This window comes from Streptomyces silaceus (assembly GCF_001419745.1).
Lineage (GTDB): Bacteria > Actinomycetota > Actinomycetes > Streptomycetales > Streptomycetaceae > Streptomyces > Streptomyces silaceus.
Map to the genome: position 1 here is coordinate 1 of NZ_LIRJ01000153.1, position 26,716 is coordinate 26,716.

General features: G+C 72.1%; 17 protein-coding genes. 9 read left to right on the forward strand and 8 right to left on the reverse strand.

Annotated features, from left to right (window positions below):
* Positions 1-28 precede the first annotated feature (28 nt).
* The 7 genes from AOK22_RS16125 to AOK22_RS16155 all read right to left on the reverse strand — a co-directional run bounded on the left by AOK22_RS16125 (position 29) and on the right by AOK22_RS16155 (position 10,242).
* Positions 29-412 (reverse strand): S1 family peptidase, encoded by a 384-nt coding sequence (locus AOK22_RS16125; RefSeq protein ID WP_055699350.1) that lies wholly within the window; start codon positions 410-412, stop codon positions 29-31.
* A 109-nt stretch (positions 413-521) separates the two neighbouring features.
* The gene (locus AOK22_RS16130; protein WP_055699351.1) at positions 522-1,967 is read right to left on the reverse strand and encodes an amino acid permease; all 1,446 of its coding nucleotides are present in this window, start codon (positions 1,965-1,967) and stop codon (positions 522-524) included.
* A gap of 138 nt (positions 1,968-2,105) precedes the next feature.
* On the reverse strand, positions 2,106-3,104 hold the full coding sequence (gene argF / locus AOK22_RS16135; RefSeq protein WP_055699352.1) for an ornithine carbamoyltransferase: 999 nt from the start codon (positions 3,102-3,104) through the stop codon (positions 2,106-2,108).
* Positions 3,105-3,207: 103 nt separating this feature from the next.
* A complete protein-coding gene (locus AOK22_RS16140; protein ID WP_055699353.1) occupies positions 3,208-4,440 on the reverse strand; it encodes an arginine deiminase in 1,233 nt (410 codons plus the stop codon).
* A gap of 61 nt (positions 4,441-4,501) precedes the next feature.
* Positions 4,502-7,057 (reverse strand): polynucleotide kinase-phosphatase, encoded by a 2,556-nt coding sequence (locus AOK22_RS16145; protein ID WP_055699354.1) that lies wholly within the window; start codon positions 7,055-7,057, stop codon positions 4,502-4,504.
* The gene (locus tag AOK22_RS16150) at positions 7,054-8,529 is read right to left on the reverse strand and encodes a 3' terminal RNA ribose 2'-O-methyltransferase Hen1 (RefSeq protein ID WP_055699355.1); all 1,476 of its coding nucleotides are present in this window, start codon (positions 8,527-8,529) and stop codon (positions 7,054-7,056) included. Before AOK22_RS16150 ends, AOK22_RS16145 begins: the two co-directional genes overlap by 4 nt.
* A gap of 333 nt (positions 8,530-8,862) precedes the next feature.
* Complete coding sequence (locus AOK22_RS16155) at positions 8,863-10,242, reverse strand: MFS transporter (RefSeq protein WP_055699356.1); 1,380 nt, start codon at positions 10,240-10,242, stop codon at positions 8,863-8,865.
* A 958-nt stretch (positions 10,243-11,200) separates the two neighbouring features.
* Between AOK22_RS16155 and AOK22_RS16160 the strand changes: the two genes are divergently transcribed.
* From AOK22_RS16160 to AOK22_RS16185, 6 genes are read left to right on the forward strand one after another with little or no spacing between them, the layout of a single operon-like run.
* A complete protein-coding gene (locus AOK22_RS16160) occupies positions 11,201-17,266 on the forward strand; it encodes a type I polyketide synthase (protein WP_055699357.1) in 6,066 nt (2,021 codons plus the stop codon).
* Positions 17,263-19,083 carry a non-ribosomal peptide synthetase gene (locus AOK22_RS16165; RefSeq protein ID WP_055699358.1) on the forward strand — a complete coding sequence of 607 codons (1,821 nt, stop codon included), beginning with the start codon at positions 17,263-17,265 and terminating at the stop codon, positions 19,081-19,083. The genes AOK22_RS16160 and AOK22_RS16165 overlap by 4 nt, the downstream gene beginning before the upstream one ends.
* A gap of 36 nt (positions 19,084-19,119) precedes the next feature.
* A complete protein-coding gene (locus AOK22_RS16170) occupies positions 19,120-20,904 on the forward strand; it encodes a beta-ketoacyl synthase N-terminal-like domain-containing protein (protein WP_055699359.1) in 1,785 nt (594 codons plus the stop codon).
* Entirely contained in the window at positions 20,901-22,142 is a 1,242-nt protein-coding gene (locus AOK22_RS16175) for a cytochrome P450 (RefSeq protein ID WP_055699360.1), read from the forward strand. Before AOK22_RS16170 ends, AOK22_RS16175 begins: the two co-directional genes overlap by 4 nt.
* Positions 22,139-22,342 carry an MbtH family protein gene (locus AOK22_RS16180; RefSeq protein ID WP_055699361.1) on the forward strand — a complete coding sequence of 68 codons (204 nt, stop codon included), beginning with the start codon at positions 22,139-22,141 and terminating at the stop codon, positions 22,340-22,342. The genes AOK22_RS16175 and AOK22_RS16180 overlap by 4 nt, the downstream gene beginning before the upstream one ends.
* 38 nt (positions 22,343-22,380) lie before the next feature.
* On the forward strand, positions 22,381-23,076 hold the full coding sequence (locus AOK22_RS16185; RefSeq protein ID WP_055699362.1) for a formyltransferase family protein: 696 nt from the start codon (positions 22,381-22,383) through the stop codon (positions 23,074-23,076).
* Between the two features lie 124 nt (positions 23,077-23,200).
* Here AOK22_RS16185 and AOK22_RS16190 read toward each other — a convergent pair whose 3' ends face one another.
* The gene (locus tag AOK22_RS16190) at positions 23,201-24,076 is read right to left on the reverse strand and encodes a ScbA/BarX family gamma-butyrolactone biosynthesis protein (protein ID WP_055699363.1); all 876 of its coding nucleotides are present in this window, start codon (positions 24,074-24,076) and stop codon (positions 23,201-23,203) included.
* 175 nt (positions 24,077-24,251) lie between these two features.
* Between AOK22_RS16190 and AOK22_RS16195 the strand changes: the two genes are divergently transcribed.
* From AOK22_RS16195 to AOK22_RS16205, 3 genes are all read left to right on the forward strand, one after another.
* Positions 24,252-24,878 carry a ScbR family autoregulator-binding transcription factor gene (locus AOK22_RS16195; RefSeq protein ID WP_055699364.1) on the forward strand — a complete coding sequence of 209 codons (627 nt, stop codon included), beginning with the start codon at positions 24,252-24,254 and terminating at the stop codon, positions 24,876-24,878.
* A complete protein-coding gene (locus AOK22_RS16200) occupies positions 24,875-25,828 on the forward strand; it encodes an NAD-dependent epimerase/dehydratase family protein (RefSeq protein WP_055699365.1) in 954 nt (317 codons plus the stop codon). Before AOK22_RS16195 ends, AOK22_RS16200 begins: the two co-directional genes overlap by 4 nt.
* A gap of 201 nt (positions 25,829-26,029) precedes the next feature.
* On the forward strand, positions 26,030-26,629 hold the full coding sequence (locus AOK22_RS16205) for a TetR/AcrR family transcriptional regulator (protein ID WP_055699366.1): 600 nt from the start codon (positions 26,030-26,032) through the stop codon (positions 26,627-26,629).
* The last annotated feature ends 87 nt before the right edge of the window (positions 26,630-26,716 follow it).

Here is a 26,716-nt window from a genome sequence, read left to right on the forward strand (position 1 = left end):
GCACCGACCCGACGGGCGCCGCCCTCGCCTACCGCGACTCCAGCCACGCGGTGGGCTCGGCGCCCGTCGGGTCGGTGCGCAGCTTGTACCGGGGAAAGCCCAGCGTCGTGCAGCGCAGGACGGCGTCGCGCTCGCCGATGCGGCCGAGGGCGAGGGGGCCGTCCGCCTTCTCCTGCGGCACCGAGAGGAGGGCCGTGTCGGCGCCCGCGTGCGACCAGGCGACGCTCGCCCGGTGGGTGCGTTCGCCCGGTCGGTCGGCGTCGAAGCGGACCTCCACGGTCAGCGCGCCGTGTACGACGTGCTCGGCCGTGAGGACCAGGCCGTCGCGGACGAGGCAACCGGAGCCGCGGCGCCGGTCGCCGTACGCCGTCGTCACGACGATCTCGGCGACCCGCCCGACGTCCAGGCCCATTGCCCCCACCGATCCCCCGCTCCGGTCGGCGCGCGTCCCGACGCGCCGATGACTTCGGAGAGTTCCTCACGGCCGCCGCCCCGCTCGCGTGCCGTCCGGCCCCGTCAGCTTACTGGGACACCCCGTGGGACAGGGCCGTCTCCGGCGCGTTCGCCAGACGTGATCTGCCGCGGCCGTACAGCGCGTACACCGCCGCGCCCACCACGAGGAACACGGCGAACTGGACCCAGGTCGTCCAGCCCGTGCCCCAGATCAGATAGAGGCAGAAGCCCACGCCGAGCAGCGGGCTGAGGGGATGGAAGGGGACCCGGAAGGTGCGGCGCAGGCCCGGTTCCGAGCGGCGCAGCGCGATCACCGCGATGTTCACCACGACCATGATCGCGAGCGTGCCGATGGTGGTCAGGTTGACGACCACGTCGAGCGAGGAGAAGGCGGCGGGGACGGCGACGACCGCCGCGACGATCCAGGTGTTGGCCACCGGCGTCGAGGTCTTCGGCGAGACCCGCTCGAAGACGCGCGGCATCAGGCCGTCGCGGGACATCGACATCAGGATGCGGGTCTGGCCGTACATCACGGCCAGGACGACGGAGGCGATGGCGACGACCGCGCCGAAGGCGATGATGCCGCCGCCGACGGTCGAGTCGGTGACCTGGTTGACGATCAGCGAGAGCGCGGCGGGCTTGTCGGCGACGGCGTCCGAGCCGAGCGCGCCGATGGCGGCGAGCGCCACGGCGACGTAGAGCAGCGTGACGACGCCGATGCAGATCAGGATCGCGAGGGGGATGTTCCGCCGCGGGTTCCTCACCTCCTCGCCGGCCGTGGTGACCGCGTCGAAGCCGATGAAGGAGAAGAAGGCGAGGGAGGCGCCCGCGGTGATGCCGGAGACGCCGGCGCCCGCGAAGGGCGTGAGGTTGCCGTCCTTGAACGCGGTGAACGCGATGGCCAGGAAGAGCAGCAGGATGCCGATCTTCAGGACGGCCATGGCGGCCGTCGCGCGGGCGCTCTCGCGGATGCCGCGCACCAGCAGGACGGCGGCGAGCAGGATGACGACGACGGCGGGCAGGTTCACCGCGCCGCCCTCGCCGGGCCCGGCGGACAGGGCGGCGGGCAGCTCCCAGCCGGTGAGGCTGTGCAGCAGTTCGTTGAGGTACTGGCTCCAGCCGACGGCGACCGCGGAGACCGAGACGCCGTACTCCAGGAGCAGGCACCAGCCCACGAGGAACGCGGTGCGCTCCCCCAGCGAGGCGTACGCGAAGGAGTACGAGCTGCCGGAGACCGGGATCGCGCCGCCCAGCTCGGCGAACGAGAACGCGGTGAAGATGCAGGTCACAGCCGCGAGCACATAGGAGACGGCGACGGCGGGGCCGGCCTCGGCGACCGAGTCGGACAGGCCGACGAAGATGCCCGTGCCGACGATGGCGCCGACGCCGAAGCACACGAGCTGGAAGAGCCCCATGGTGCGCTTGAGGCCGTGGCCCTCCAGGTCGGCCCCCGATTCGGCGACGAGCTGTTCGGGGGACTTGATGCGCAGCCCGTTGGTGCGTGTGGGGCTCATGGGGTGGTTCTCGTTTCTGGTGGTGCGATGCGGCGAGGGGTGGGCCGCGTACCAGTGGGACCGGATGTGGTGTTCCGGTCCCACCAGTCTGTGCTGGTCCTGCGGATGGGGCAGGTCGTACGGTCCGCGTACGGCCGGTCAGGCGAGCGTCGCGACGAGGACCGCCTTGATGGTGTGCATGCGGTTCTCGGCCTCGTCGAAGACGACGGAGTGCGCGGACTCGAAGACCTCGTCGGTGACCTCCAGGGAGGTCATACCGTGCCGCTCGTGCAGCTCACGGGCGACCGAGGTGCCGAGGTCGTGGAAGGCCGGGAGGCAGTGCAGGAACTTGACGCCGGCGTTGCCGGTGGCGCGCAGGACGTCCATCGTCACGGCGTAGGGGGCGAGGGCGGCGATGCGCTCGTCCCAGACCTCCTGGGGCTCGCCCATGGAGACCCAGACGTCGGTGGCGACGAAGTCGGCCCCCCGCACGCCCTCCTCGACGGACTCGGTGAGGGCGATGCGGGCGCCGCTGGACCGGGCGATCTCCCGGGCCCTGGCGACGGTCTCCTCGGCGGGCCAGTAGGCCTTCGGCGCGACGATGCGGACGTCCATGCCGAGGAGCGCGCCGGTGATCAGGTAGGAGTTGCCCATGTTGAAGCGGGCGTCGCCGAGGTAGGCGTAGGCGATCCCTGTCAGCGGCTTGGCGCTGTGCTCGGTCATCGTGAGCACGTCGGCGAGCATCTGGGTGGGGTGCCACTCGTCGGTCAGGCCGTTGTAGACCGGTACGCCCGCGTGGGCGGCGAGCGTCTCGACCGTGTCCTGGGCGTCGCCGCGGAACTGGATGGCGTCGAACATCCGCCCGAGCACCCGGGCGGTGTCCTTCGCCGACTCCTTCTTGCCGATGTGGGAGCCGGACGGGTCGATGTACGTCGTCGCGGCGCCCTGGTCGGCGGCGGCCACCTCGAAGGAGCAGCGCGTCCTCGTGGAGTTCTTCTCGAAGATCAGCGCGATGTTCCTGCCGCGCAGCCGCTGGAGCTCGGTCCCCGCCTTCTTGGCCGCCTTCAGCTCCGCGGCCAGGGAGAGCAGACCGCGGAACTCGTCGGCGGTGAAGTCCAGCTCCTTGAGGAAGTGGCGGCCGGTGAGGACTGGGGCCATGGGGTGCTCCTGGATGCGGATAGGGGACGCTGAAGAGTGGGGACCTTGAAACTATATACGACGCTCCACATTTCTATACAGGGCTGTCCCGGCACGTCAGGGGCTATGCGCCGGGCACGGCGTCCCGCGCCACCGGGCAGCTCATGCACCGCGGGCCGCCCCGGCCCCGGCCCAGCTCGCTTCCCGGGATCTCGATCACCTCGATGCCCTGCTTGCGCAGATGGGTGTTGGTGGTGGCGTTCCTCTCGTACGCGACGACGACGCCCGGCTCCACCGCGAGGACGTTGCAGCCGTCGTCCCACTGCTCGCGCTCGGCCGCGTGCACGTCCTGCGTCGCCGTGAGCACCCGGATGCCGCTGATCCCGAGCGCGGCGGCGATGGCCCGGTGCATGTGCTCCGGCGGATGGTCGGTGACCTTCAACTCCCGGTCCCCGACGCCCGGTTCGATGGTGTACGAGCGGAGCATGCCGAGGCCCGCGTACTGCGTGAAGGTGTCGCCGTCGACCATCGTCATCACCGTGTCCAGGTGCATGAACGCGCGCCGCTTGGGCATGTCGAGCGCCACGATGGTCTGCGCCGAGCCCGCCGCGAACAGCTTGTGCGCGAGCATCTCGACGGCCTGGGGCGTGGTCCGCTCGCTCATGCCGATGAGCACCGCGCCCCGGCCGATCACCAGGACGTCGCCGCCCTCGATGGTGGAGGGGTAGTCCGACTGCCCCTCGGACCACACGTGGAAGTCCTCGTCGCGGAAGAGCGGGTGGTGCCGGTAGATCGCCTCGAAGTGCACGGTCTCGCGCTGCCGGGCGGGCCAGCGCATCGCGTTGATGGAGACGCCGTCGTAGATCCAGGCCGAGGTGTCGCGCGTGAAGAGGTGGTTGGGCAGCGGGCCGAGCAGGAAGTCGTCCAGGTCCATGCAGTGGAAGCGCACGGAGGACGGCTCGGGGTGGCTCTCCAGGAACTCCCGCTTGGTCATGCCGCCGACCAGCGCCTCGGCGAGCGCGGTCGACGGGAGGGTCTCGAACGCCGCCCTCAGGTGGTCGGTGGCGAGCGGTCCGTACTCCTTCTCGTCGAAGACGCGGTCCAGGACGAGGGTGCGCGCCGTCGGCACGTCCAGGGTCTCGGTCAGCAGATCGCCGAAGAGATGGACCGCCACGCCCCGGTCGCGGAGCACGTCCGCGAAGCCGTCGTGCTCCTGACGTGCCCTGCGCACCCACAGGACGTCGTCGAAGAGCAGGGCGTCCTTGTTGCTCGGAGTCAGCCGCTTGAGCTCCAGATCGGGGCGGTGCAGGATGACGCGGCGCAGCCGCCCGGCCTCGGAGTCGACATGGAATCCCATGGGGTCCATCTTTCCCCGGCCGGACGGCTCACGCGCGGTCTATGCCCTACCCGGTGGCGGCTCAGAGCCGCGGGTCCACCGGCTCCGACTCCAGGGCGAGCACCGCGAACACCGACTCGTGCACGCGCCACAGCGGCTCGCCGTCCGCGAGACGGTCCAGCGCCTCCAGGCCGAGCGCGTACTCACGGGTCGCGAGCGAGCGCTTGTGGCCCAGGAAACGGCCCCGCAGCCGGTCGAGGTTCTCGGGCCGCGTGTACTCCGGGCCGTAGATGATCCGCAGGTACTCCCGGCCCCGGCACTTGATGCCCGGCTGGACGAGCCGTCCCTTGTCGTCGCGGACCAGCGCGCCGACCGGCTTGACGACCATGCCCTCGCCGCCGCGGCTGGTCATCTCCAGCCACCAGTCGACGCCCGCCCGCACGGACGCCTCGTCGCCCGTGTCGACGTAGAGCCGGCGGGTGGTCTGCAGCAGACCCGTGCCGTCGTGCTCCACCATGCGGTCGATCAGCGCCAGTTGTTCGTCGTGCGGCAGCCCGGCGAGGCTGCGGCCCTGCGCCGCCAGGATCTGGAACGGCGCCAGACGCACGCCCTCCAGGCCCTCGGTCGGCCAGCAGTAGCGGCGGTAGGCCTCGGTGAACGCGGCGGCGTCCGCGGCCCGTTCGCGCTGCTTGGGCAGCAGGCCGCCCGTGTCGACGCCGCGCGCCGTCGCCGCCTCCAGCGCGGCGAGCACACCGGGGAAGACCGCACCGGAGGCCGCGCCCACGGCCGCGTACTGCGTGCGCAGCAGGCCGGAGGCCTTGAGCGACCAGGGCATCAGCTCCGCGTCGAGCAGCAGCCAGTCGGTCGCCAGCTCCTCCCACAGGCCCGCCTCGGTGGCGGCGGCGCGCAGCCGGCCGAGGATCTCCTCGGTGACGGACTGGTCCGTGAAGAAGGGGCGGCCGGTGCGGGTGTAGAGCGAGCCGGTCGGGCCCCCTTCCACACCGAAGCGCTCGCGGGCCGCGTCCGCGTCGCGGCAGACCAGCGCCACCGCGCGCGAGCCCATGTGCTTCTCCTCGCACACGACGCGGGCGACGCCGTCGCGCGCGTACGCGGCGAAGGCCTCCTCCGGGTGCTCCAGATAGCCCTCCCGCTGCGAGGTGGCGGTCGGGGCCATCGTCGGCGGCAGGTACGGCAGCAGGCGCGGGTCGACGGCGAAGCGGCTCATGACCTCGAGGGCGGCCGCCGCGTTCTCCTCGCGCACCGCGACGCGGCCCGCGTGCCGGGTCTCCACCACGCGGCGCCCGTGCACGTCGGCCAGGTCGAGCGGCCGCCCGTCGTGGCCGCCCGGCGCCTCGGTGCGCAGTGGCCTGGCCGGTTCGTACCAGACCCGCTCGGCCGGTACGTCGACGAGCTCGCGCTCCGGCCAGCGCAGCGCGGTGAGCCGGCCGCCGAAGACGGCGCCGGTGTCCAGGCAGATGGTGTTGTTCAGCCAGGTCGCGGTGGGCACGGGGGTGTGGCCGTAGACGACGGCGGCCTTGCCCCGGTACTCCTCCGCCCACGGGTAGCGCACCGGCAGGCCGAACTCGTCGGTCTCGCCGGTGGTGTCGCCGTACAGGGCGTGTGAGCGGACCCGGCCGGAGGTGCGGCCGTGGTACTTCTCGGGCAGGCCCGCGTGGCAGACGACCAGCTTGCCCTCGTCGAGGACGTAGTGGGACACGAGGCCGTCGACGAACTCCCGCACCTGCGCGCGGAACGCGTCGCTCTCGCCGGAGAGCTGCTCGATGGTCTCGGCCAGGCCGTGGGTGTGCTGGACCTTGCGGCCCTTGAGGTGCCGGCCGAGCTTGTTCTCGTGGTTGCCGGGCACGCACAGGGCGTTGCCGGAGCCGACCATCGACATCACGCGGCGCAGCACGCCCGGGGTGTCGGGGCCGCGGTCGACGAGGTCGCCGACGAAGACGGCCGTGCGGCCCTCCGGGTGGACGCCGTCCACGTAGCCGAGCTTGCCGAGCAGGGTCTCCAGCTCGGCGGCGCAGCCGTGGATGTCGCCGACGATGTCGAAGGGCCCGGTGAGGTGGGAGAGGTCGTTGTAGCGCTTCTCCGTCTGGATGCGGGCGCCGTCGATCTCCTCGACGCCCCGCAGGACGTGCACCTTGCGGAATCCCTCGCGCTCCAGGTTGCGCAGGGAGCGGCGCAGTTCGCGCTGGTGGCGCTGGATGACGCGGCGCGGCAGGCCCGCCCGGTCCTCGCGCGCGGCGTTGCGCGCGGCGCAGACGTCCTCGGGCACGTCGAGCACGATGGCGATGGGCAGCACGTCGTACTGCCTGGCCAGCTCGATCAGCTGCTTGCGGCTGTCGCTCTGCACGCTGGTCGCGTCGACGACGGTGCGCCGTCCGGCGGCCAGCCGCTTGCCCGCGATGTAGTGCAGCACGTCGAAGGCGTCGCGGCTGGCGCTCTGGTCGTTCTCGTCGTCGGCGACGAGGCCGCGGCAGAAGTCGCTGGAGATGACCTCGGTGGCCTTGAAGTGCCGCCGGGCGAAGGTGGACTTGCCGGATCCGGTGGCGCCGATCAGGACGACCAGGGAGAGGTCGGTGACGGCGAGGGTTCGTGCGGCACTGCCGGTGCCGGTGTCGTGCGTCATGCGGCCTGCTCCTCCTCCGTGGCGGCCTGGGTGAATATCGCCATCTGGGTGGGCGGGCCCACCTCGGGGTCGTCGTCGCCGACGGGGGCGAACCCGACGTCGTATCCGTGCCGTTCGGCCACCTGGCGGGCCCAGGCGCCGAACTCCTCGCGCGTCCACTCGAACCGGTGGTCGCCGTGGCGGACGTGACCGGCCGGGAGCGTCTCCCAGCGGACGTTGTACTCCACGTTCGGCGTCGTCACGAGGACCGTGCGGGGCCGCGCGGAGCCGAACACCGCGTATTCGAGGGCGGGCAGACGCTCCACGTCGAGGTGCTCGATGACCTCGCTGAGCACCGCCGCGTCGTACCCCTTGAGCCGCTTGTCGGTGTAGGCGAGCGAGCCCTGGAGCAGCGTGACGCGCTCGGCCTGGCGCTCGCCCATGCGGTCCAGGCGAAGGCGCCGGGCGGCGACGGTCAGCGCGCGCATGGACACGTCGACCCCGACGATCTCCGTGAAGCGGGTGTCCTTGAGCAGTGCCTGCACCAACTGGCCCTGGCCGCAGCCGAGGTCGAGCACGCGGGCGGAGCCCGCGGCGGTCAGCGCGGCGAGGATCGCCTCGCGGCGCCGCACGGCGAGCGGTACCGGCTTGTCCTCCGTGTCCTGCTCCTCGTCGACGGCGTTGTCGATCTCCTCGACGTCCGTGTCGTCCGCGTCGGCGAGCCGCACCAGCGCGAGGCGCTCCGCGGCCTCCCGGGTCAGGGACCAGCGGCGCGCGAGATAGCGGCTGGTGATGAGCCGCTCCTCCGGGTGGCCGGCGAGCCAGCCCTCACCGGCCCGCAGCAGCTTGTCGACCTCGTCCTGCGAGACCCAGTAGTGCTTGGCGTCGTCGAGGACGGGCAGCAGGACGTAGAGGTGCCGCAGCGCCTCGCCCAGGGTCAGCCGCCCGTCGGGCACGTCGAGCACGAGGCGTACGTACCGCGAGTCGCCCCACTCCGGGAACCGCTCGTCCAGCGGGACCGGCTCGACCGACACCGTCCAGCCCAGCGGCTCGAAGAGCCCGCGGACCAGCTCGGCACCGCCCCGCGCGGGCAGCGCGGGCGCCTCGATCCGCAGCGGCAGCGGCTGCGCCGCCCGCTCCGGGCGGGCGTTGCACACGCCGCGCATGGCGCTGGAGAACACCGCGCTCAGCGCCACGGCGAGCAGCGACGAAGCGGCGTAGGGCCGGTCGTTCACGTACTGCGCGAGCGCCGCGTCGGGCGCGCCGCCGCGCCCCTTGTCCTTGCCCTTGCCGCGCCGTACGAGCGCGACGGGATCGACCTCCAGGAGCAGCGCGGCGGTGCACTGCTCCTCGGTCGCCTCGGGGTAGAGGACATGGGCGGTGCCGTAGGAGGTGGAGAAGGCCTGCGTCTTCTCGGGATGCTTGTGCAGCAGGAAGCCGAGGTCGGTCGCGGGGCGCTCTGGGGTACCTGTGGTGCTGATCGTCAGGAACACTGTCGGTAGGCCTCGAAAAGGGGTGAGAGCCGCGGGCCGTCGTCGAGCGGTGGCACGCGCGCGCACCTCATGTGCGCGGGCGCCGTCCGCCGATGGCCCCCGGCGACGGGATGCGCGCTTCGGCGACCACCGCTCCCCGGCCTTCCTCGGCCTCGCAGCGGTGCGCACGCCACGCGGCGATCACCCGCCCCGCAGCACCGTCACCTGCGGCGCGCTCCTCCAACGTACAGCGAACATCACGGACACACCCCGAAATTTCCGCTCGGGCGCCGCTCGCCGAGTGGGCCCCGCGGGCCCCAGATCCGCGACCTGGGGCCCCTGCCCCCTGCGGAGCTATTCCGTCCGGGGGCTCACGGCGTCGGACCGTTCGTCGCGGCCCGACAGGGCGATGGCCGCCGCTCCGAGCACGCAGGCGACACCGGCCACGAGGTAGGCGAGGTGGTAGCCGGTCAGCTTGTCGTCGCTGGTCGCCGCGACCAGGACCATGACCGCCACACCGACGCTGGCGCCGATCTGCTGGGCGACGACGTTGACCGCTCCGGCGACCGCGTGCCGGTCCGGCTCGATGCCGGTGAGGCCGGCGGACGTCATCGAGGGGAAGTTCAGCCCCTGGCCGATGCCGCTGATCACCAGGCCGGGCAGGACGTGCAGCACGAAGTCGCCGTCGTGCGGGGTGCTCATCCACAGCGCCGTGCCCACGCCGATCAGGACGAGGCCGACGGACATCAGGGTGCGCGGGGAGTACTTGGCCAGCAGGCGCCCCGTGCCGAAGTTGGCGGTGAGGAACACGGCCGCCGACATCGGGACCAGCGCGAGGCCGGACTCCAGCGGCGAGTAGTCCAGCATCTCCTGGAGGTACAGGGGCGCGAAGAACAGCATCCCGACCGAGCCCATGTACTGGAGGAACGCCGCGAGGCTCGCGGACCGCACCGACGAGACCCGGAAGAGGCCGAGCGGCAGGACCGGTTCGGCGGTGCGGTTCTCGTGCACGACGAAGACCACCAGGAAGACCACCGCGAGGCAGAGCGCGGTCCACGCCACCGCGCCGCCGCTGCTCGCGCCGACGACCAGCAGGGTGAGGCCGAGCGTGCCGGAGACCGCGCCGGGCAGGTCGATCCGGCCGCCGCGCCCGACCCCGTCCGGCAGCCCGGCGCGCGTCGCGGCGAGCACGGCGAGGCCGAGGAGCACCGAGAACCACAACACCGAGCGCCAGCCGAGGAGTTGGGTCAGTACGCCGCCCAGCAGCACCCCGCCGCTGAAGCTCGCGGCGCCGACCGCCGCGTACACGCTGAGGGCCCGGTTGCGTGCCGGGCCGGCCGGGAAGACCTCCGTGAGCAGGGCCAGCGCGGCCGGGCCCGACAGGGCCGCGCCGACGCCCTGGACCGCCCGCGCGCCGAGCAGCACCCAGGTGTCCGGCGCCAGGGCCCCGACGAGCGCGGCCACCGTGAACAGGGCGACACCGGCCTCGAACACCCGCCGCCTGCCGAGCACATCGGCCAGGCGGCCGCCGACCAGCAGGAAGCCGGCGAACGTGACGGCGTAGGCGGTCATCACCCACTGGAGCGTGGTGTCGTCCAGGTCGAAACGGTCACCGACCGACGGCAGGGCGGCGTTGAGCACCCCGAGGCCGCTCACGTCCAGCGCGAGCGCCCCGGCGAGCACCCCGAGCGCCAGGCCCGGCCGCTGTGTCGACCTCACCTCTGTACTGGTCATGCGGATCCCCCGGAGAACTCGCCGCCGACTGTGTCAACCATGCCGAGCCATAATCGGGCGAACACTTCACCAACAATTGCCAAAGATGCGCCGGGGCAGGCGTCGGCATGCGCAGGCCCACGGTCCAAGATTTTCATGCCGAGCAGCTTGCAGTGTGCACTCGCCCGCTGTCCAGACCGCCAAAGATTTGCCAATGGACTGCCCCGCGAAGTGCGCCTGAATTGACCCGTGTTGAACACGGCTGCCCGTACTTGACCATGACGCCCGAACCGACTCAAAGCCATTGCACAGAAGGAGAGTAAAACCAGTCACTCGGGGGTCCAAAACGCGCCACTGCAACTACTGGCCAACGGAGCGCACTTGTTTCATCATTCACTGAGTGGCAGGCTGCGGTTTGTCGGCCGAGTGAGTACCTCGTGATACGGTCCTCTTCGGTTCGGGTAATTCTCGCCCTGAACACAGTGGATCTTGACACTCGCCGACAGTGGTTGTGACGACGTACGCTGGCGGCTGAACTGCCGGGTAGTAATCCTGAACCAGGTCATGTTCTGGTTCAGCCAGGACGACTTAACGGGGGTCGGGTCGCAGTGCACGAACTACTCTCTCTCCACCCATGCCTTCCTGTCCGGGAAGGGACGCCCCGCCTCGCGGGATTCGGTTCCCTCTGCCCCTGACAGGGCTTCCTCATGTGTGCCTCCAGTGCGGCACTCGACACGTAGAAGCGAAGCTTCCGTGCGAGCCCTCACCATCTCCTGCCGCCTGAGCACTGATTCAACATTTCACACACGGCCGAGCCCGGCCGTGTTTATCGGCACGACCGCACGCACACCGCGGCCATCTGGATAGCGCCGTTCATACAAAGCTGCCCCAAAATTCTGGGTCTCCGGTTTCCGGGCCCTTAATCAGCCGTGCCGCAAACTCTGCCACTTCATTCCGCCCGCCCTGTTGAGGAGCTGCAATGCCCCAAGAGCGCACAGCACGAGATTCGCACGCCATAACAGATTTCCTGCTGTCTCGTGTTGTCGATCTCCTTGATGTGTCCAAGGACGCGGTGGATCGCTGGGCGCCGATGCACCGGTACGGCATGGACTCGCTGAAGGCGGCGACACTGGCCGCCTCCCTCTCGGAATTCCTCGGCTGGAAAGTCCCCGTCACCTGGATGTGGCAGTACCCCACCGTCGACGAGCTGTCCCGGGCCCTCGCCGAGGGTCCCCGCGCCGCGGAGGCCCCGGCGCCGAGCGCCGAGCGCCGCCGCACGGGAACGCAGGAACCCGTCGCCATCGTGGGCATCGGCTGCCGGTTCCCCGGCGGCCCCGACCCGGCCTCGTTCTGGCAGCTGCTGTCGGAGGGCCGCGACGCCGTGGGCCCGGTGCCCGCCGCGCGGCGCGAGCTGCTGCGCGACCGGGTGCGCTGGGGCGGATTCATCGACGACATCGACCGGTTCGACCCGCTCTTCTTCGGCATCTCGCCCCGCGAGGCCGTCCAGATGGACCCCCAGCAGCGGCTGATCCTGGAGCTGTGCTGGGAGGCGCTGGAGGACGCGGGCGTGGCGCCCGACAGCCTCGTCGGCAGCGACACCGGCGTCTTCATGGCCTCCTGCTGGGGCGACTACGCCGCGCTGGCCCACTACCGCGGCCCCGACAGCCAGATCACCCCGCACACCGCGACCGGCATGCACGACGGCATCATCGCCAACCGCGTCTCCTACATCCTCGGCCTCCAGGGCCCGAGCATGGCCATCGACGCCGCCTGCGCCGGATCGCTGGTCTCCGTGCACGTGGGATGCCAGTCGATCTGGCTGGGCGAGAGCGACCTGGTGCTGGCCGGCGGCGTGAACCTGAGCTTCGTCTCCGACTACTACACCGCCATGGACGCGATGGGCGCGCTCGCCCCGGACGGCCGCTGCAAGTCGTTCGACGCGCGCGCCAACGGCTACGTACGCGGCGAGGGCGCGGGCGTCGTCGCGCTCGCCCCGCTGAGCGTGGCGCTGGAGCGCGATCTGCCGGTGTACTGCCTGATCAAGGGCAGCTCCTCCAACAACGACGGCCTGAGCAACGGCATGACCGCGCCGAACCCCCAGGCGCAGGAGAAGATGCTCCGCACCGCCTACCAGCGGGCGGGCATCGCCCCGCACCTCGTGGACTACATCGAGTGCCACGGCTCCGCGACACCGCTGGGCGACCCCATCGAGGCCAACGCCATCGGCGCCGTCCTCGGCGGCGACCGCGCGGAGCCGCTGCGGCTCGGCTCCGTCAAGTCCAACGTCGGGCACCTGGAGGCCGCCGCCGGCATCGTCGGCCTGGTCAAGCTCGCGATGTCGATGCGCAACGGCGTCCTGCCGCCGAGCCTGCACTACAGCGCGCCGAACCCGCAGATCATGTTCGACGAGTACAACCTCACCGTCCAGGACCGTCTGACGCCGTGGCCGCGCCGGTCCGACGCGCGCCGGGGCGGCGTCAGCTCGTTCGGCTTCGGCGGCGCGATCTGCCACGTCGCCGTCGAGGAACTGCCGCGCCCCGAAGCGTCGTTGCTCCTGCTGTCCGCGGATTCCCGGGAGGCCCTCGCCGAGCGGGCCCGCGCGCTGCGCGACGAGACGGACCTGCGCGCGGTCTGTGCGCGGACGCCCGGCGACGGCGCGTTCCGGCTCGCGGCCACGGCCCGCGACATGGCCGAGCTGAGGACTCATCTGGACGCCTTCTCCAGCGGCGGCAGGGCCGCCGGACTCAGCGTCGGGGAGAGCGCCGGACGCAGGCCGCGGGTGGCGTTCCTCTTCTCCGGCAACGGCTCGCAGTGGGTCGGCATGGGCCGGCAACTGCTCGCCGGGATGCCCGTGTTCCGCCGCTCCCTGATGAAGTCCGACCAGCGGATGCGGGAGCTCCTCGGCTTCTCGCTCGTCGACCAGCTCCTCGACCCCGAGGGCCGCATCGACGACATGGACGTCTTCCAGCCGCTGCTCTTCTCCCTCCAGGTCGCGCTGGCCGACACCTGGCGCTCGCTGGGCGTCGAGCCGGACGTCGTCCTGGGCCAGAGCGTCGGCGAGTTCGCCGCCTCCCACATCGCCGGCGCACTCGACTTCGACGACGCCTCGCGCCTGGCCGCCCACCACGGCAGGCTCCTCCAGCAACTGGCCGTGGGCCGCGGCGAGGGCATCGTCGTCATGACCCCGGCGGACGAGGTCGAGCCCCACCTGAGCGGCCGGCTCACCGTCTCCGGCCACAACGGGCTCAACTCCACCCTGGTCACCGGCACTCCGGAGGAGATCGACGACCTGGTCGGGCGGCTGACCGAGGCGGGCGTCACCCACCACCGGGTGCGGATGGGCCACGCCCCGCACTCGTCGCTGGTCGACCACGTCCTCGCGCCGCTGAAGGTCGAACTCGACGGCATCCGGCCGCGCACCACGCGCATCCCGATGATCTCGACGGTCACCGGCGAACGCGTCGACGGCGCGGAGCTCGACCCCGACTACTGGGCGGACAACCTGCGCCGGGAGATCCGGGTGGTCGACGCCCTGAGGAACCTGCGCGAGCACGACGTCGACGCGGTGATCGAGCTCAGCCCGCACCCCGTCCTGCTCAAGTCGGTCTCGGAGATCCTGCCGGCGGCCACCCTGCCCTCGATGCGCCGCGGCGCCGACGAGGCCGCGACCCTGCTCGGCTCGCTCGGCGCCCTGTACACCGCCGGACTCCCCGTCGCGGCCCACCCGTTCCTCGCGGGCGACCGGGGGCGGCACGTCACCCCGGGACCGGGCGAGGCCGCGGCCGACGGACAGGTGCACCTCGTCCCCGTCACGGCACGTACGGCGGGCGCGCTCGCCGACACCTGCCGCGAGCTGTCCAACCACGTCGAACGCGACACGGGCCTGCGGGTCTCCGACCTCTCCTACACGCTGGCGGCCCGGCGCACCCACCACAACCACCGGATCGCGCTGTTCGCCCGCGACCGCCAGGACGTCCTGGACGGGCTCGCCCGGGTCGCCGCCGGCCAGGCGCACCCCGACGTCGTCACGGGCACGGTCTCCGGCGGCGTCGACCGCCGGGTGGCGCTGGTGTTCTCCGGCGGCGGTACGCAGTGGGTCGGCATGGGCCGCGAACTCCTGCGCTCGCACACCGGTTTCCGTACGTGGATGACGGCCTGCGACACGGCCGTGCGCGCGGCGGGCGGCTGCTCGGTGCTCGACCGGCTCGCCGCCCCGGCCGACGAGGCCCGGTTCGAGGAGATGGACTTCCAGCAGCCCGTGCTGTTCGCCCTCCAGGTCTCGCTGGCGAAGGTCTGGCTCGGGCTCGGCATCCGGCCGACCGCCGTCGTCGGGCACAGCCTCGGCGAGGTCGCGGCGGCCTGTGTCGCCGGTTCGCTGTCGCTGGAGGACGCCGCCCGCGTCGTCGTCGCCCGCTCGCACCTGCTCGAACGCAAGGCCGCGCCCGGCGCCATGATCTCGGTCGACCTGCCCGAGGACGAGCTGCTGCCGAGGCTCGCGCCGTACGCCGAGCACGCGGCGGTCGCCGTGGTCAACAGCCCCACCAGCGCGGCGGTCTCCGGGTCGCCCGAGGCCGTCGACGCCCTGGAGGCCGACCTCCGGCGGGACGGGATCTCGACCCGGCGGATCCGCGTCGAGCGGCCGGTCCACAGCCCCGGCATGGATCCGCTGATCCAGCCGCTGCGCGAGAGCATCGAGGGCATCACCCCGCTGTCGAACACCATCGAGTTCCGCTCCACGGCGCTGGCGGACACGGTCGACCCGGTGGCCGACGTCGACTACTGGGTGCACAACCTGCGCAACCAGGTCCGGTTCGCCGAGACGATCGGCACGCTGGTCGACGAGGGGGTCACCACCTTCATCGAGATCGGGCCGCACGAGACACTGCGCGGCGCGGTCGAGGAGATCGCGCTGACCCGTGGCGCCCAGGTGCACGCGATCAACTCCCTGCGGCGCGGCGAGAGCGACGTCCGCTGCCTGCTGGGGGCCGCCGCGTCCCTGTACGTGCGGGGGCTGCCGCTGACCTTCGACTCGTTGTACGCCGACGACGTCGAGGTCGTGGAGACCCCGCTCGTGCAGTGGCAGAAGGACCGCTACTGGCTGGACACCACGCCGACGCCGCCCCGTGACACCGCGCAGGCCGCCGCCCCCGCTCCTGCCCCGGCCGCGACCGTGGCCGTGCCCGAGGCCGTGGCCGCGCCGGTCGAGAGCGGGCCCGAGGGGAACGGGTCGGTGGAGGACGTCGTCCTCGCCGAGCTGGCCGACGCGCTGGGCGTACCGGTGGACCGGTTCGACGCGGGCGCCGGTCTGCGCGAGTTCGGTCTGGACTCGATGCTGGCGATCCGCCTCGTCAACCGCATGCAGGCGCTGTTCGGGCAGCGGGTGTCGCCGGTGGTGTTCCTGGACGGCCGGACGATCGCCGAGGTCGTCGCGCACTTCGTCGAGATCACCGGCGGGGCGGCGACTCCCCCGGCGCCGGGGCCCGCTCCGGCCGTGCGTCCGGAGCCCGCCCCGGTGGCGAAGCCGGAGCCAGGACCCGCGCCCGCGCCCACGGCGGAGCCCGCCCGCTCCTTCCTCGACGACCTGTCCGACCTGGACGCCGAGGAGCTCCTGGAGGAGCTGGACGCGCGCGGACTGATCGACCCCACCGACGCGCCGGCCTCGGAGCAGCTGCGCGCCGAGGGGCTCGGGCTCGAAGTGGCGCCCGCGTCGCACGGCCAGGCCTCGCTGTGGTTCATGCAGATGGTCTCGCCGGACGCCGTGCCCTACAACTTCATGGTCGCCGCCCGGATCAGGGCGGAGGTCGACGAGAAGGCGCTCGACCGCGCCGTGGGCGCGGTCCTGGAGCGGCACCCGGCGCTGCGCACGGTCTTCGTGGAGGCCGGCGGCCGTCCGTACCAGGTCATCCTGGACGAGCCGGAGTACGAGTTCCACGTGGTCGACAGCACCGGTCTGGACGACGAGCAGGCCCGCGAGGAACTGGCCCGGTACGGGCACCGGCCGCTCGACATGGACAACGGACCGCTCGTGCGGGTCGTCCTCATGACGCGCGGCCCGGCCGACCACTACCTGCTGGTGCTCGTCCACCACATCGCGTCGGACGCGGCGTCGGCCGACGTGATGATCCGCGAACTCCAGGAGTTCTACGAGGGCACCGACCCGGCCGCCGCCGCGCCGGTCGCCCCGTACACGGAGTTCGTCGCGTGGGAGCGCGAGTGGCTGGCGGGCCCCGCGGCCGAGGCGGCGCTGGACTGGTGGTCGAAGAAGCTGGCCGACCCGCCCGCCCACCTCGACCTGTCCACCAAGGAGCGGCCGCCGGGCGTCACGTACGAAGGCCGCGACATCGCGTTCCGCTGGAGCGCCGAGGAGTCGCGCCTGCTGCGGGAGTTCGCGGTACGCGAGGGCGTGTCGGTCAGCACGGTCGTCCTCGCCGGGTTCTTCGCCACGCTCAACCGCGCGGCGCGGACCGAGGACGCGGTCCTCGCCACCGCCATCGCCCAACGCGCCGAGCCCGGCTGGGAGTCGGCCATCGGCTACTACCTCAACACGGTGCTCGTGCGGGCGAACCCCGCGGGTGACCGCAGCTTCCGTGAGCTGCTGCGCGAGGTCCACGCCTTCTCGCTCGGCCTCCTGGAGCACATGAACTACCCCCTCGACCTGCTGGCGTCCCAGCTGAAGCCGCCGAGGGCCGAGGGCCGCTCCCCGTGGTTCGACGTGGTGGTCAACTGGCTCTCCTCGGACGCCTTCCCCCGGTCCGTGAAGCTCTTCCACGGCGTCGGCGACACCGTGGCGCCCGAGGGCGCGCTGCCGCTCGAACCGCTTCAGGTCCGCAGGCACCTCGCCAAGTTCGACCTGGAGATCTCGATGGCGGACATCGACGGCCGGGTCGCGGGCCACGTCCAGTTCAAACCGAGCTACCTGGAAAGGCAGACCGTGACGGCACTGCTCGCGCTCTACCGCACTGTGCTCTTCGACTCGATCGCCCAACCCGACCTGGCCCTCGAAGACATCACGTCGAGCGGGCTGCCCGAGGAGACGGACCAGTGACCGAGACCCTGCACTCCGAGTTCATCGAGCAAGCGGTCAAGAACCCCGACGCGACCGCGGTCTACTCCGACGCCGGCGTCCTGACCTACGCCGAACTGGACGAGCGCTCCCGCGTGCTGGCCGAGCGGCTCGTCGCCGACGGCGCGGGCCCCGGCGTGCCGGTCGGCATCTGCGTCGAGCGCACGCCCGACCTGCTGGTCGGCATCCTGGCGGCGCTGCGGGCGGGGTCCTGTTACGTGCCCCTGGACCCGAACTACCCCTCCGAGCGGCTGACGTTCATGGTCCGCGACAGCGGGACGCGGCTGCTGCTGACCACGCCCGCGTCCCGGGCCAACTGCCCGGCGGGGCCGACCGTGGTGGTGCTCGACGAGACCCTGACGACCGAGCCCGGCGAGAAGCCCGTGCCGGTCGTGCCCGGCGACACCGCGTACATCATCTACACGTCGGGCTCCACCGGCCGGCCCAAGGGCGTGGCCATCCACCACAGCGGCTGCGTCGCCATGCTGGCCGAGATGGACCGGCTCTTCGAGGGCTGCGACCTGAGCGGTGTCTCGGCGGCGAGTTCGGTCTGCTTCGACATGTCGGTGATGGAGATCTTCGCGGCGCTGTGCCGCGGCGGCGCGGTCGTGCTGGTGGAGAGCGCCGTCCACCTGCCGGAGAGCCAGTACGTCGACAAGGTCACGCACCTGAACGTCATCCCGTCGGTGATGAACGGCCTGCTCGACGCCGGGTATCTGCCGCCGAACGTCCGCACGGTCGTGTTCGGCGGCGAGCCGCTGCGGCGCAAGCTGGTGGACCGGGCCTACCGCGAGACCAACGCCGACCGGGTCTTCAACGCCTACGGCCCCACCGAGGGAACCGTCTTCTGCTCGTACGGCCTGGTGCCGCAGGAGGGGACCGACGAGCCGACGATCGGCCCGCCGTCGGCCCACGCCCGTGCCTACGTGCTCGACGAGAACCTGCGGCCGCAGCCGGCCGGCGTGCCCGGCGAGCTCTACATCGGCGGCGCGGGCCTCGCCCACGGCTACGTCAACCGGCCCCGCACCACGGCCGAGCGCTTCCTGCCGGACCCGTTCCTGGACGGCGAACGCATGTACCGCACCGGTGACGTCGTCACGTTCACCGAGAGCGGCGAACTCCAGTTCGGCGGTCGCACGGACCACCAGGTCAAGCTGCGCGGCTACCGCATCGAGCTGGAGGAGGTCGAGGCCCGGCTGACCGGCTGCCCCGAGGTGCGGGAGGCCGCCGCCGTCGTCCGCGGCAACCGGCTCATCGGCTACGTCGTGCCCGAGGGCGACGCGGGCGACGGCGTGCGGGTGGACGCCGCGCTCCAGGCGACCATCAACGGCAGGCTCGCCACCGAGCTGCCCGACTACATGGTGCCGGGGACGCTCGTGTTCCTGGGCGCGCTGCCGCTGGCGCCGGGCGGGAAGCTCGACCGGGCCGCGCTGCCCGAGCCGCCCGCCGCCGACTCCGACGCGCCCCTGACGCCCGCCGGTACGCCGACCGAGGTGGCGGTCTCGGAGATCTGGGGCCAGCTGCTCGACCTCGAACCGGCGAGCATCGACGTGCGGGCGGCCTTCTACGACCTCGGCGGCGACTCGCTGCTCCTCGTCCGGCTCGCCCGGCTGATGACCCGGCGCTTCGACCGCCGCGTCCGCGTGCCGGACCTGTTCAGCTTCCGTGACATCTCCTCCCTCGCCCGCTGGCTCGACGAGGAGACCGGCGCCACGCCCGAGGTGGTCCGCACGGCCCGCCGCCGCGCGGGCGCCCGCCGTGCCGCGCTGCGCGGCCGAGCCGCCTCCAGCGACAGCTGAGCCACCGTCAACTCGACCCGAAGCAGGAGTCTTTCCATGACCGAAAGCCCCGAGCAGGACTACGACCCGGGCGATGTGGCCGTCATCGGCATGTCCCTGCGGGCGCCCGGCGCCCGCACCAAGGAGCAGTTCTGGGACAACCTCGTCCACGGCAGGGAGACGGTGTCGTTCCTCGACAAGGACGACATCCACGTCGACGAGACGCTGATCCACAGCCCGTTCTACGTGCGGGCCTGCGGAGTGCTCGACACGTACGACAAGTTCGACCCGTCGGTGTTCGGGATCAGCGACCGGATGGCCGCCGCGATGACCCCGGAGAACCGGCTCTTCCTGGAGAGCGCCTGGGAGACGCTGGAGGACGGCGGCTACGACCCGGACCGGATCGACGCCGAGATCGGCATGTACGGCGCCAACAACCCGCAGACCGCCGCCCTCTACAGCTCCCCGCCGGACCGCGTCTCGGTCGGCCCCGAGGCGATCGAGGCGAGCCTGGCGTGGTCGCCGGACACCATGACGTCCAACGCCCTGTTCTACATGGGTCTGACCGGCGAGGCCGTCACCGTCGCCGCGGTCTGCGCGGGCTTCCACTACTCGGTGCACCTGGCCTGTCAGTCGCTGCTGCTCGGCCAGACCGACATGGCGATCGCCGGCGGTTCGATGGTCCGGCTCCCCCACCCCCGCGGTCACCTGTGGGAGGAGAACCGCATCCTGTCGAAGGACGGCCACTGCCGCCCGTTCGACGCCAACGGCACCGGCACCGCGCTGTCCAGCGGCGTCGTCACGGTGCTGCTCAAGCCGCTGGGGCAGGCCGTCGCCGACCGCGACCACGTCTACGCCGTGGTCAAGGGCTCGGCCGTCAACAACAACGGCGTCAGCGTGATGGCCTACGGCCTGGCCCAGCCCGAGCGGATGAGCGCGTGCATCGCCAACGCCATGGAGGTCGGCGGCGTCACCCCGGACACCGTCTCCATGTACGAGGCCAACGGACTCGGCATGCCGATGACCGACGAGCTCGAAGTGCACGCGGCGAGCATGGCGTTCGGCAAGCAGACCGCCACCACCTCGATCGGCGGCGTCAAGGGAAACGTGGGCCACGGCGGCGTGGTGTCGGGCGGCTTCGGCGCGATCAAGGCCGCGATGTCCCTCTACCACAAGACACTTCCGGCGACGATCAACCTGACCGAGGTCAACGAGGACCTCGACCTGCCCAGCACCCCGTTCGTGCCGCAGCTGGAGACGGCGGACTGGGAGACCGAGGCCGGCATCCGCCGCGCGGGCATCACCTCGATCGGCGGCGGCGGCTACAACGCGCACCTGGTCCTGGAGGAGGCGCCGGCCGTCGCCGAGCGCGAGCCCGAGGCCGCGGGCAAGCCGCGCCTGGCCACGCTGTCCGCCCTGGACGACGAGGCGCTCGCCCGGCAGCGCACGCGCCTGAAGGACTGGCTGACCGCCCGCCCCGACCTGCGTCTCGACGACATCTGCTTCAGCCTCAACCTGGGCCGCAAGGTGATGGCCCGCCGCTGGGCGGCCGTGGTCCGCAGCCGCGAGGAGCTGATCGCCGTGCTGTCCGGCGACTCCGCCGGTGCCCCGGTGACCGAGACCGCCGCCGCGCCGCGGGTGGACGCCGACTCCTTGCGGCGCAACGACGACGGGATCGTGGCGGGCGGCACGGACGCGGGGGCGCTGTCCGAGCTTGCCGCCGCCTGGGTGACCGGCCAGCAGGTGGACTTCGGCTCCCTGCACCAGGGGGAGAGCAGCCACCGCGTGCCGCTGCCCACGTACCCGTTCCAGCCCCGCCGCTTCTGGCGTACGGACTGGTGACCATGAGCTCACCGGCACTGGACATCCTGGACCTCGGCGACCCGAACACCTTCGCGGACCACGACCTCGACGGGTTCTGGCGCCATCTGCGGGACACCGCCCCGGTGCACTGGAACCCCCCGGCCGACGGCCGCCGCGGGTTCTGGGTGCTCTCCCGCCACGACGACATCATGGCCACCTACCGGGACAACGTGAACTTCACCTCCGAGCGCGGCAACGTGCTCGTGACGCTGCTGGAGGGCGGTGACGCCGCGGCCGGACGGATGCTGGCCGTCACCGACGGGCCGCGCCACCACGCGCTGCGCAAGATCCTGCAGCGGGTGCTCTCGCCGAGGGTCCTCGACGAGGTCGCGGTGACGGTGCGGGCCAACACCCGGCAGTGGATCCGCGAGGCGGTCGAGTCCGGCGGCTGCGACTTCGCCGAGCAGATCGCGAGCCGGATCCCGATGACCACGATCTCGAACCTGCTCGGAGTCCCCGAGCAGGACCGGGAGTTCCTGCTCTCCCTGACCAAGACCGCGCTGTCGGCGGACGACGAGGGCGTCGACGAGGTCGACTCCGAGATGGCCCGCAACGAGATCCTGATGTACTTCATGGACGTCGTCGAGGAGCGGCGCGAGGCACCGGGCGACGACGTGATCAGCATGCTCATCGGCAGCTCCATCGACGGTGTGCCGCTGTCCGACGAGGACGTCGTGCTCAACTGCTACAGCCTGATCATCGGCGGCGACGAGACCAGCCGGCTCACGATGATCGACTGCGTCCGCACGCTCGCGGCCGAGACCGGGCAGTGGCGGCGGCTCAAGCGGGGCGAGGTCGCGGTCGACACCGCGGTGGACGAGGTGCTGCGCTGGGCATCGCCCACGATGCACTTCGGGCGCAGCGTCGTGCGCGAGACCGAGCTGCACGGCGTGACGCTGCGGCCCGGCGAGATCGTCACGCTGTGGCACGCCTCGGGCAACCGGGACGAGCGGGTGTTCGAGCGGCCCGGGGAGTTCGACCTCGGCCGCACCCCCAACAAGCACATGGCCTTCGGCTACGGCCCGCACTTCTGCGTGGGCTCGTACCTGGCCAAGGTGGAGATCTCCGAACTCCTCATGGCGCTGCGGGACTTCACCACCGGCTTCGAGCAGACCGACGAGGCGCTGCCCATCCGGTCCAACTTCCTGACCGGGTTCTCCACGCTCCCGGTGCGCTTCCTGCCCGACCACTCCGGACTGAAAGAGGTCGACCGATGAGCGGCAACCCCTTCGACGACGACGGCGGCGAGGCCGGCTGGCTGGTGGTGGTGAACGCCGCCGGGCAGCACGCGCTGTGGCGCCCGCACCTGGACGTGCCGAAGGGCTGGCGGACCGTGCACTCCGGCCCGGACCGCGACGGCGCGCTCGACTACGTGGAGCGGCACTTCACCGCGGCGGTGGGAACACCGGCGGCCTGACGCTGACAGACACCCGACCAGCGACCGCAGGAGTGCGGATGAACATCTACATTTCAGGACAAGGGGCCTTCGCGGTGCAGGTCGCGGAAGCCCTGCTGGACGAAGGGCACAAGATCGTCGGTGCGGCGGCGCCCCGGCTGCGCAAGGGGCAGACCGACGAGAGCAACGCGATGTCCTGGGACCGGCTGCGCGGCTGGGCGTTCCCCCGGGACATCCCGTGGACGGACTCGGCCGAGCTGCGCGCGATGCACATCCCTGACGGGGTGGACATCATCGTCGCCGCGCACTCGCACGCCTTCCTCGGCCGTCATACGCGGGCCAGGGCCTCCGTCGCCACCATCGGCTACCACCCCAGCCTGCTGCCGCTGCACCGCGGCAGGGACGCGATCCGGTGGACGATCCGCGACGGCGACAAGGTGACGGGCGGCAGCGTCTACCACCTCACCGAGCGCACCGACGGCGGTCCGCTCGCCGCCCAGGAGCACCTGTTCGTGCCCCCGGGCTCGACCGCGCAGAGCCTGTGGCGCGACCATCTGGCGCCGCTCGGCGTGCGGTTGCTCCTGAAGGTGGTCGCCGACCTCGCCGCCGACCGGCGCATCGAGGTCCCCCAGGACGAGAAGCTGGCGACCTGGGAGCCCGCGATGGACTCGCAGCCGCTGTTCAAGCCCGAGCTGATCGCGCTGCCCGGAGCGGCGCGGGTCGACGGCAGCAAGTGGGCACTGCACGGGGAGTGAGGCAGCCCTCCCCCCTGGGGGCTGCCCCGGCTCCCCAGGGGGCCCGGTTTCCCTGAGGGCCCGGTTTCCCTGAGGAGGGTGGCCCGGCGGACGTTCCGCCGGGCCACCCCCACGTGCCACGGCCCTAGTTCACGGGCACCGGCGCGAGGGTCACGACGCTGGAGTAGAGCACCGCGTCGTTCTGCTCGGCGACGACGCGCACGCGGGCGCGTCCCGCGAGGTCGTCGGGGAGGGATTCGGCGAGCACCCAGCAGGGGCTGTCCAGTTCGACGTACCGGGTGAAGACCGAGTCCATGCCGACGACCGTCATCGCGCGGGGGTGGGCCATGGCCAGGGCGGACTGGCGCGCCGCCTCCAGCAGCAGCATGCCCGGGGCGTGGTCGACGGGGTGGTCGAAGAGCACCGGATGGGCCGTGTCGGCGCGCAGCTGCCAGCGGTTCGCGCTGTCGGTGCTGGAGAGCACGACGTCGGCGAAGCTCTCGCGGCCGACCGGGGCCGCGGGGGCGGGCGGAGCCAGCGGAATCGCGCGGGCGTTGGCCGCGGCGATGTCGGCGTACCGGCCGCGCAGGCGCTCGTAGACGGCGCGGTCCTGGATCGCGAAGCGGGTGCGGGCGGTGCCGAGCGGCGCGCCGTCGCGCAGGGCCTCGACGCGCAGGGTGATCGCCGCCGCGCGGGTCCTGCGGTAGGTCACGTCCGGGCAGGTGATGCGCAGTTCGATCTCGGCGTCGCCGTCGTCGGCGGCCAGCGCCTCGGGCGCGAGGCTCCAGTGGAAGTCGTGCCACAGGAGCTGGTGGCCGAGCGGCACCTCGTAGGCACCGTGGGATATGAGCGGCAGGGTCTGCCGAATCGTTTCGCTCAGCAGGAGCGGATCATGCAGTCCGTTTCTGGTGAGGTAGAACGCGTGCGCACGCGGCCAGCGCGCGACGACCGTGAAGGCGTCGTCCCCCGTGCGCCCCCAGCGGTCGAGCAGGACTTCGTCCTGGTTCGTCTTGTGTGTCAAGGCCTGCGGAACAACGGTGGTCCGGTCCTGAGCGAGGTGCAACGACATACTTACTCTCCCCACGTGTGATGCGATGCGACCGCGGTACCCGGTGGTGCTGCGAGGTCCGCTCGCATAACATAGAGGTCATTCTTTTTGTTTGTCGAGCAACGTCGAAAGACCAGGAGTCGGGAGCATGGCGCGCCAGATGCAAGAACGGGCTCAACGGACGCGCGAGGTACTGCTCCGCGCGGCCGCCGAGGTGTTCGACGAGGTGGGGTACGCGGGTGCCAGCATCAACAAGATCCTGGACCAGGCAGGCGTCACCGCCGGCGCCGTGTACTTCCACTTCAAGTCGAAGGAGGGCCTGGCCCGCGCGGTGATCCTCGAACAGGCCGCGGACCTGAAGTTCCCGCAGGAGCGGGACGGCCTGCAGCAGCTGGTCGACATGACGCAGTATCTGGCCCTGGAGATGCAGCGCAACAGCCTGCTGCGCGCGGGCGTGCGGCTCGCGGTCGAGCAGAGCGAGTCCGGGCTGCAGGACTACACGATCTACGACTGGTGGACCGAGCAGTTCCGCGAACAGCTGGTCCGCGCGGGCGAGTTGGGCGAGCTGCTGCCGGACGTGAGCGAGGCGGAGTTCGCGCGGACGCTGGTCGGCTCGTACACGGGCATCCAGATCATGTCGCACATCTCCTGCGAGCGCGCCGACCTGCCGCAGCGCATCACCACCATGTGGGGCTTCCTGCTCCCGGCCATCGCGCCCGCCGACGTGATCGCCCGCCTCGACCTCTCCCCCAGGGACCCGGAGGCCGCCTCGTGAACCCGACCCGCGTGCTCCTCACCGGCGCGACCGGATTCGTCGGCTCGGCCGTGCTGCGCCGGCTGCTCGCGGCGCGGCCCGAGGAGGGCGGCGTACAGGTGCGGGCGCTGGCGCGCACCGCGTCCGGCCGCCCCGAACTACCGGGCCTCGACTGGGAGAGCGCCGACCTCACCGCGCCGGAGTCCCTGCGCGGCGTCGGGCGCGACGCCGACGTCCTGATCCACCTCGCCTCGCTCGTCAGCGGGGACGAGGAGACCTGCGCCGCGGTCAACGTGCGCGGCACCGGGGCCCTGATGGAGGAGGCGCGGCGCGCCGGCGTCCGGCGGATCGTCCACCTCTCCACCGCGGCCGTCTACGGACCGGGCCCGCACAGCGGGCTCGGCGTCGACGAGATCGCCCCCGCGCCCACCTCGCCCGCGAGCCGCACCCGGCTGGAGGGCGAGGCGGCGGCGCTCGCGGCGGGCGCGACGGTCCTGCGGCCCGGGCTCGTGCTGGGGCGCGGCGACCGCTGGGTCGTCCCGGCGCTGGCGGAGCTGCGCGAGCGCGTCCCGGCGCAGTGGGACGGCGGCCGGGCGCTGTCGTCCATGGTGGACGTCGATGACCTGGCCCGACTGATCGTCACCTCGGCCTGTACGCCGGGGAGTTCGCCGGGCGGAGTGCACCACGCCAGCCATCCGGTGCCGGTGCGCAACGGCGACCTGATGGCCCGGCTGACCGGGCTCGGGGTGCTCGACCCGGTGACGGAGGACTGGACGTGGCAGGAGTGCCTCGACCGCTTCCACGGCACGCCGGGCCGCATGACGGAGCGTCAGTTCGCGCTGGTCGCCCGCGACCACTGGTACCGCAGCGAGGAGATCTGGCGCATGACGGGATGCCCCGAGGGGCCCGGACCGCTGGCCCGCCTGGACGACGCGGCGGCCTGGTACCGGGACCGGCGGAGCGAACGGTAACAGGGCAGGCAGGGGGGCCAAGTTGCCAAAGCCGTAGGCGATATGGCTGATCATCGACGCCCTCGGCAGAGCGGTGGGATAGCTTCCGGGTACCGCCGCACCACTGCCCGGAGGAGACGTGGAACCGTCCGCCCGAAGCCGCCCGCGCACGCTTCGCGCACACCCCGCCCCGCGCCGCGCGCGCCCGTGTCCGGCGCGCCGGTGAGCCAGGCACGCGCCGTACGGACCCGCCGCGCACTGGTCGCGGCGGCCGCCGACGAGTTCGACCGCAACGGCTACGCGGGCACGTCCCTGGCCCGCGTCTGCGGCGCGGCGGGCGTCACCATGGGGGCGCTGACCTTCCACTTCCCCACCAAGGGGCATCTGGCCGCCGCGGTGAGCGTCGAGGGCGCCGCCCTCACCCGGGAGGCCCTGCGCGGCACCGCCGCGCGGCCCGCCCGGCAGTTGCGCCCGCTGGTCGACCTGACGGTGACGCTGGCGCGGCTCCTGGAGGAGGACACGGTGGTCCGGGCGGCCGCGCGGCTCGGGCAGGAGCGCGCGGGCGCGGGGCCGAACGGCTGGCACGCGGTGTGGCTGCCGCGGGTGCGGGACCTGCTCGACGAGCCGGCGGACGGCCACGGCCTCGCGGACGACGGCTGGGACCTCAACGGCATCGAGCTGCTGGTCATCTATCTGGTGGCGGGCGCGGAGGCCGCGATACGCGCGGGCCGCCTGGACGGCAGCGCGCAGGAACACGTCCACCGGCTCTGGACGTTGCTGCTCGGCGACTCCGCGGGCAGGGGCCACGCGGCGTCGGCCTGACGAGCACGCCCCCCTCGCCGCACGCCTCCTCTCCCCATGGGCACATCCCGCCTCTCTCCACACAGCCCCACCGCACCCCTCCCACAC

Excerpts from the sequence above, each read along its gene's own strand:
- AOK22_RS16180 (WP_055699361.1), top strand. The coding sequence starts at position 22,139 with ATGAGCGGCAACCCCTTCGACGACGACGGCGGCGAGGCCGGCTGGCTG.
- AOK22_RS16170 (WP_055699359.1), top strand. The coding sequence starts at position 19,120 with ATGACCGAAAGCCCCGAGCAGGACTACGACCCGGGCGATGTGGCCGTC.
- AOK22_RS16140 (WP_055699353.1), bottom strand. The coding sequence starts at position 4,440 with ATGGGATTCCATGTCGACTCCGAGGCCGGGCGGCTGCGCCGCGTCATC.
- AOK22_RS16185 (WP_055699362.1), top strand. The coding sequence starts at position 22,381 with ATGAACATCTACATTTCAGGACAAGGGGCCTTCGCGGTGCAGGTCGCG.
- AOK22_RS16155 (WP_055699356.1), bottom strand. The coding sequence starts at position 10,242 with ATGACCAGTACAGAGGTGAGGTCGACACAGCGGCCGGGCCTGGCGCTC.
- AOK22_RS16130 (WP_055699351.1), bottom strand. The coding sequence starts at position 1,967 with ATGAGCCCCACACGCACCAACGGGCTGCGCATCAAGTCCCCCGAACAG.
- AOK22_RS16145 (WP_055699354.1), bottom strand. The coding sequence starts at position 7,057 with ATGACGCACGACACCGGCACCGGCAGTGCCGCACGAACCCTCGCCGTC.
- AOK22_RS16195 (WP_055699364.1), top strand. The coding sequence starts at position 24,252 with ATGGCGCGCCAGATGCAAGAACGGGCTCAACGGACGCGCGAGGTACTG.
- argF (WP_055699352.1), bottom strand. The coding sequence starts at position 3,104 with ATGGCCCCAGTCCTCACCGGCCGCCACTTCCTCAAGGAGCTGGACTTC.
- AOK22_RS16125 (WP_055699350.1), bottom strand. The coding sequence starts at position 412 with ATGGGCCTGGACGTCGGGCGGGTCGCCGAGATCGTCGTGACGACGGCG.
- AOK22_RS16160 (WP_055699357.1), top strand. The coding sequence starts at position 11,201 with ATGCCCCAAGAGCGCACAGCACGAGATTCGCACGCCATAACAGATTTC.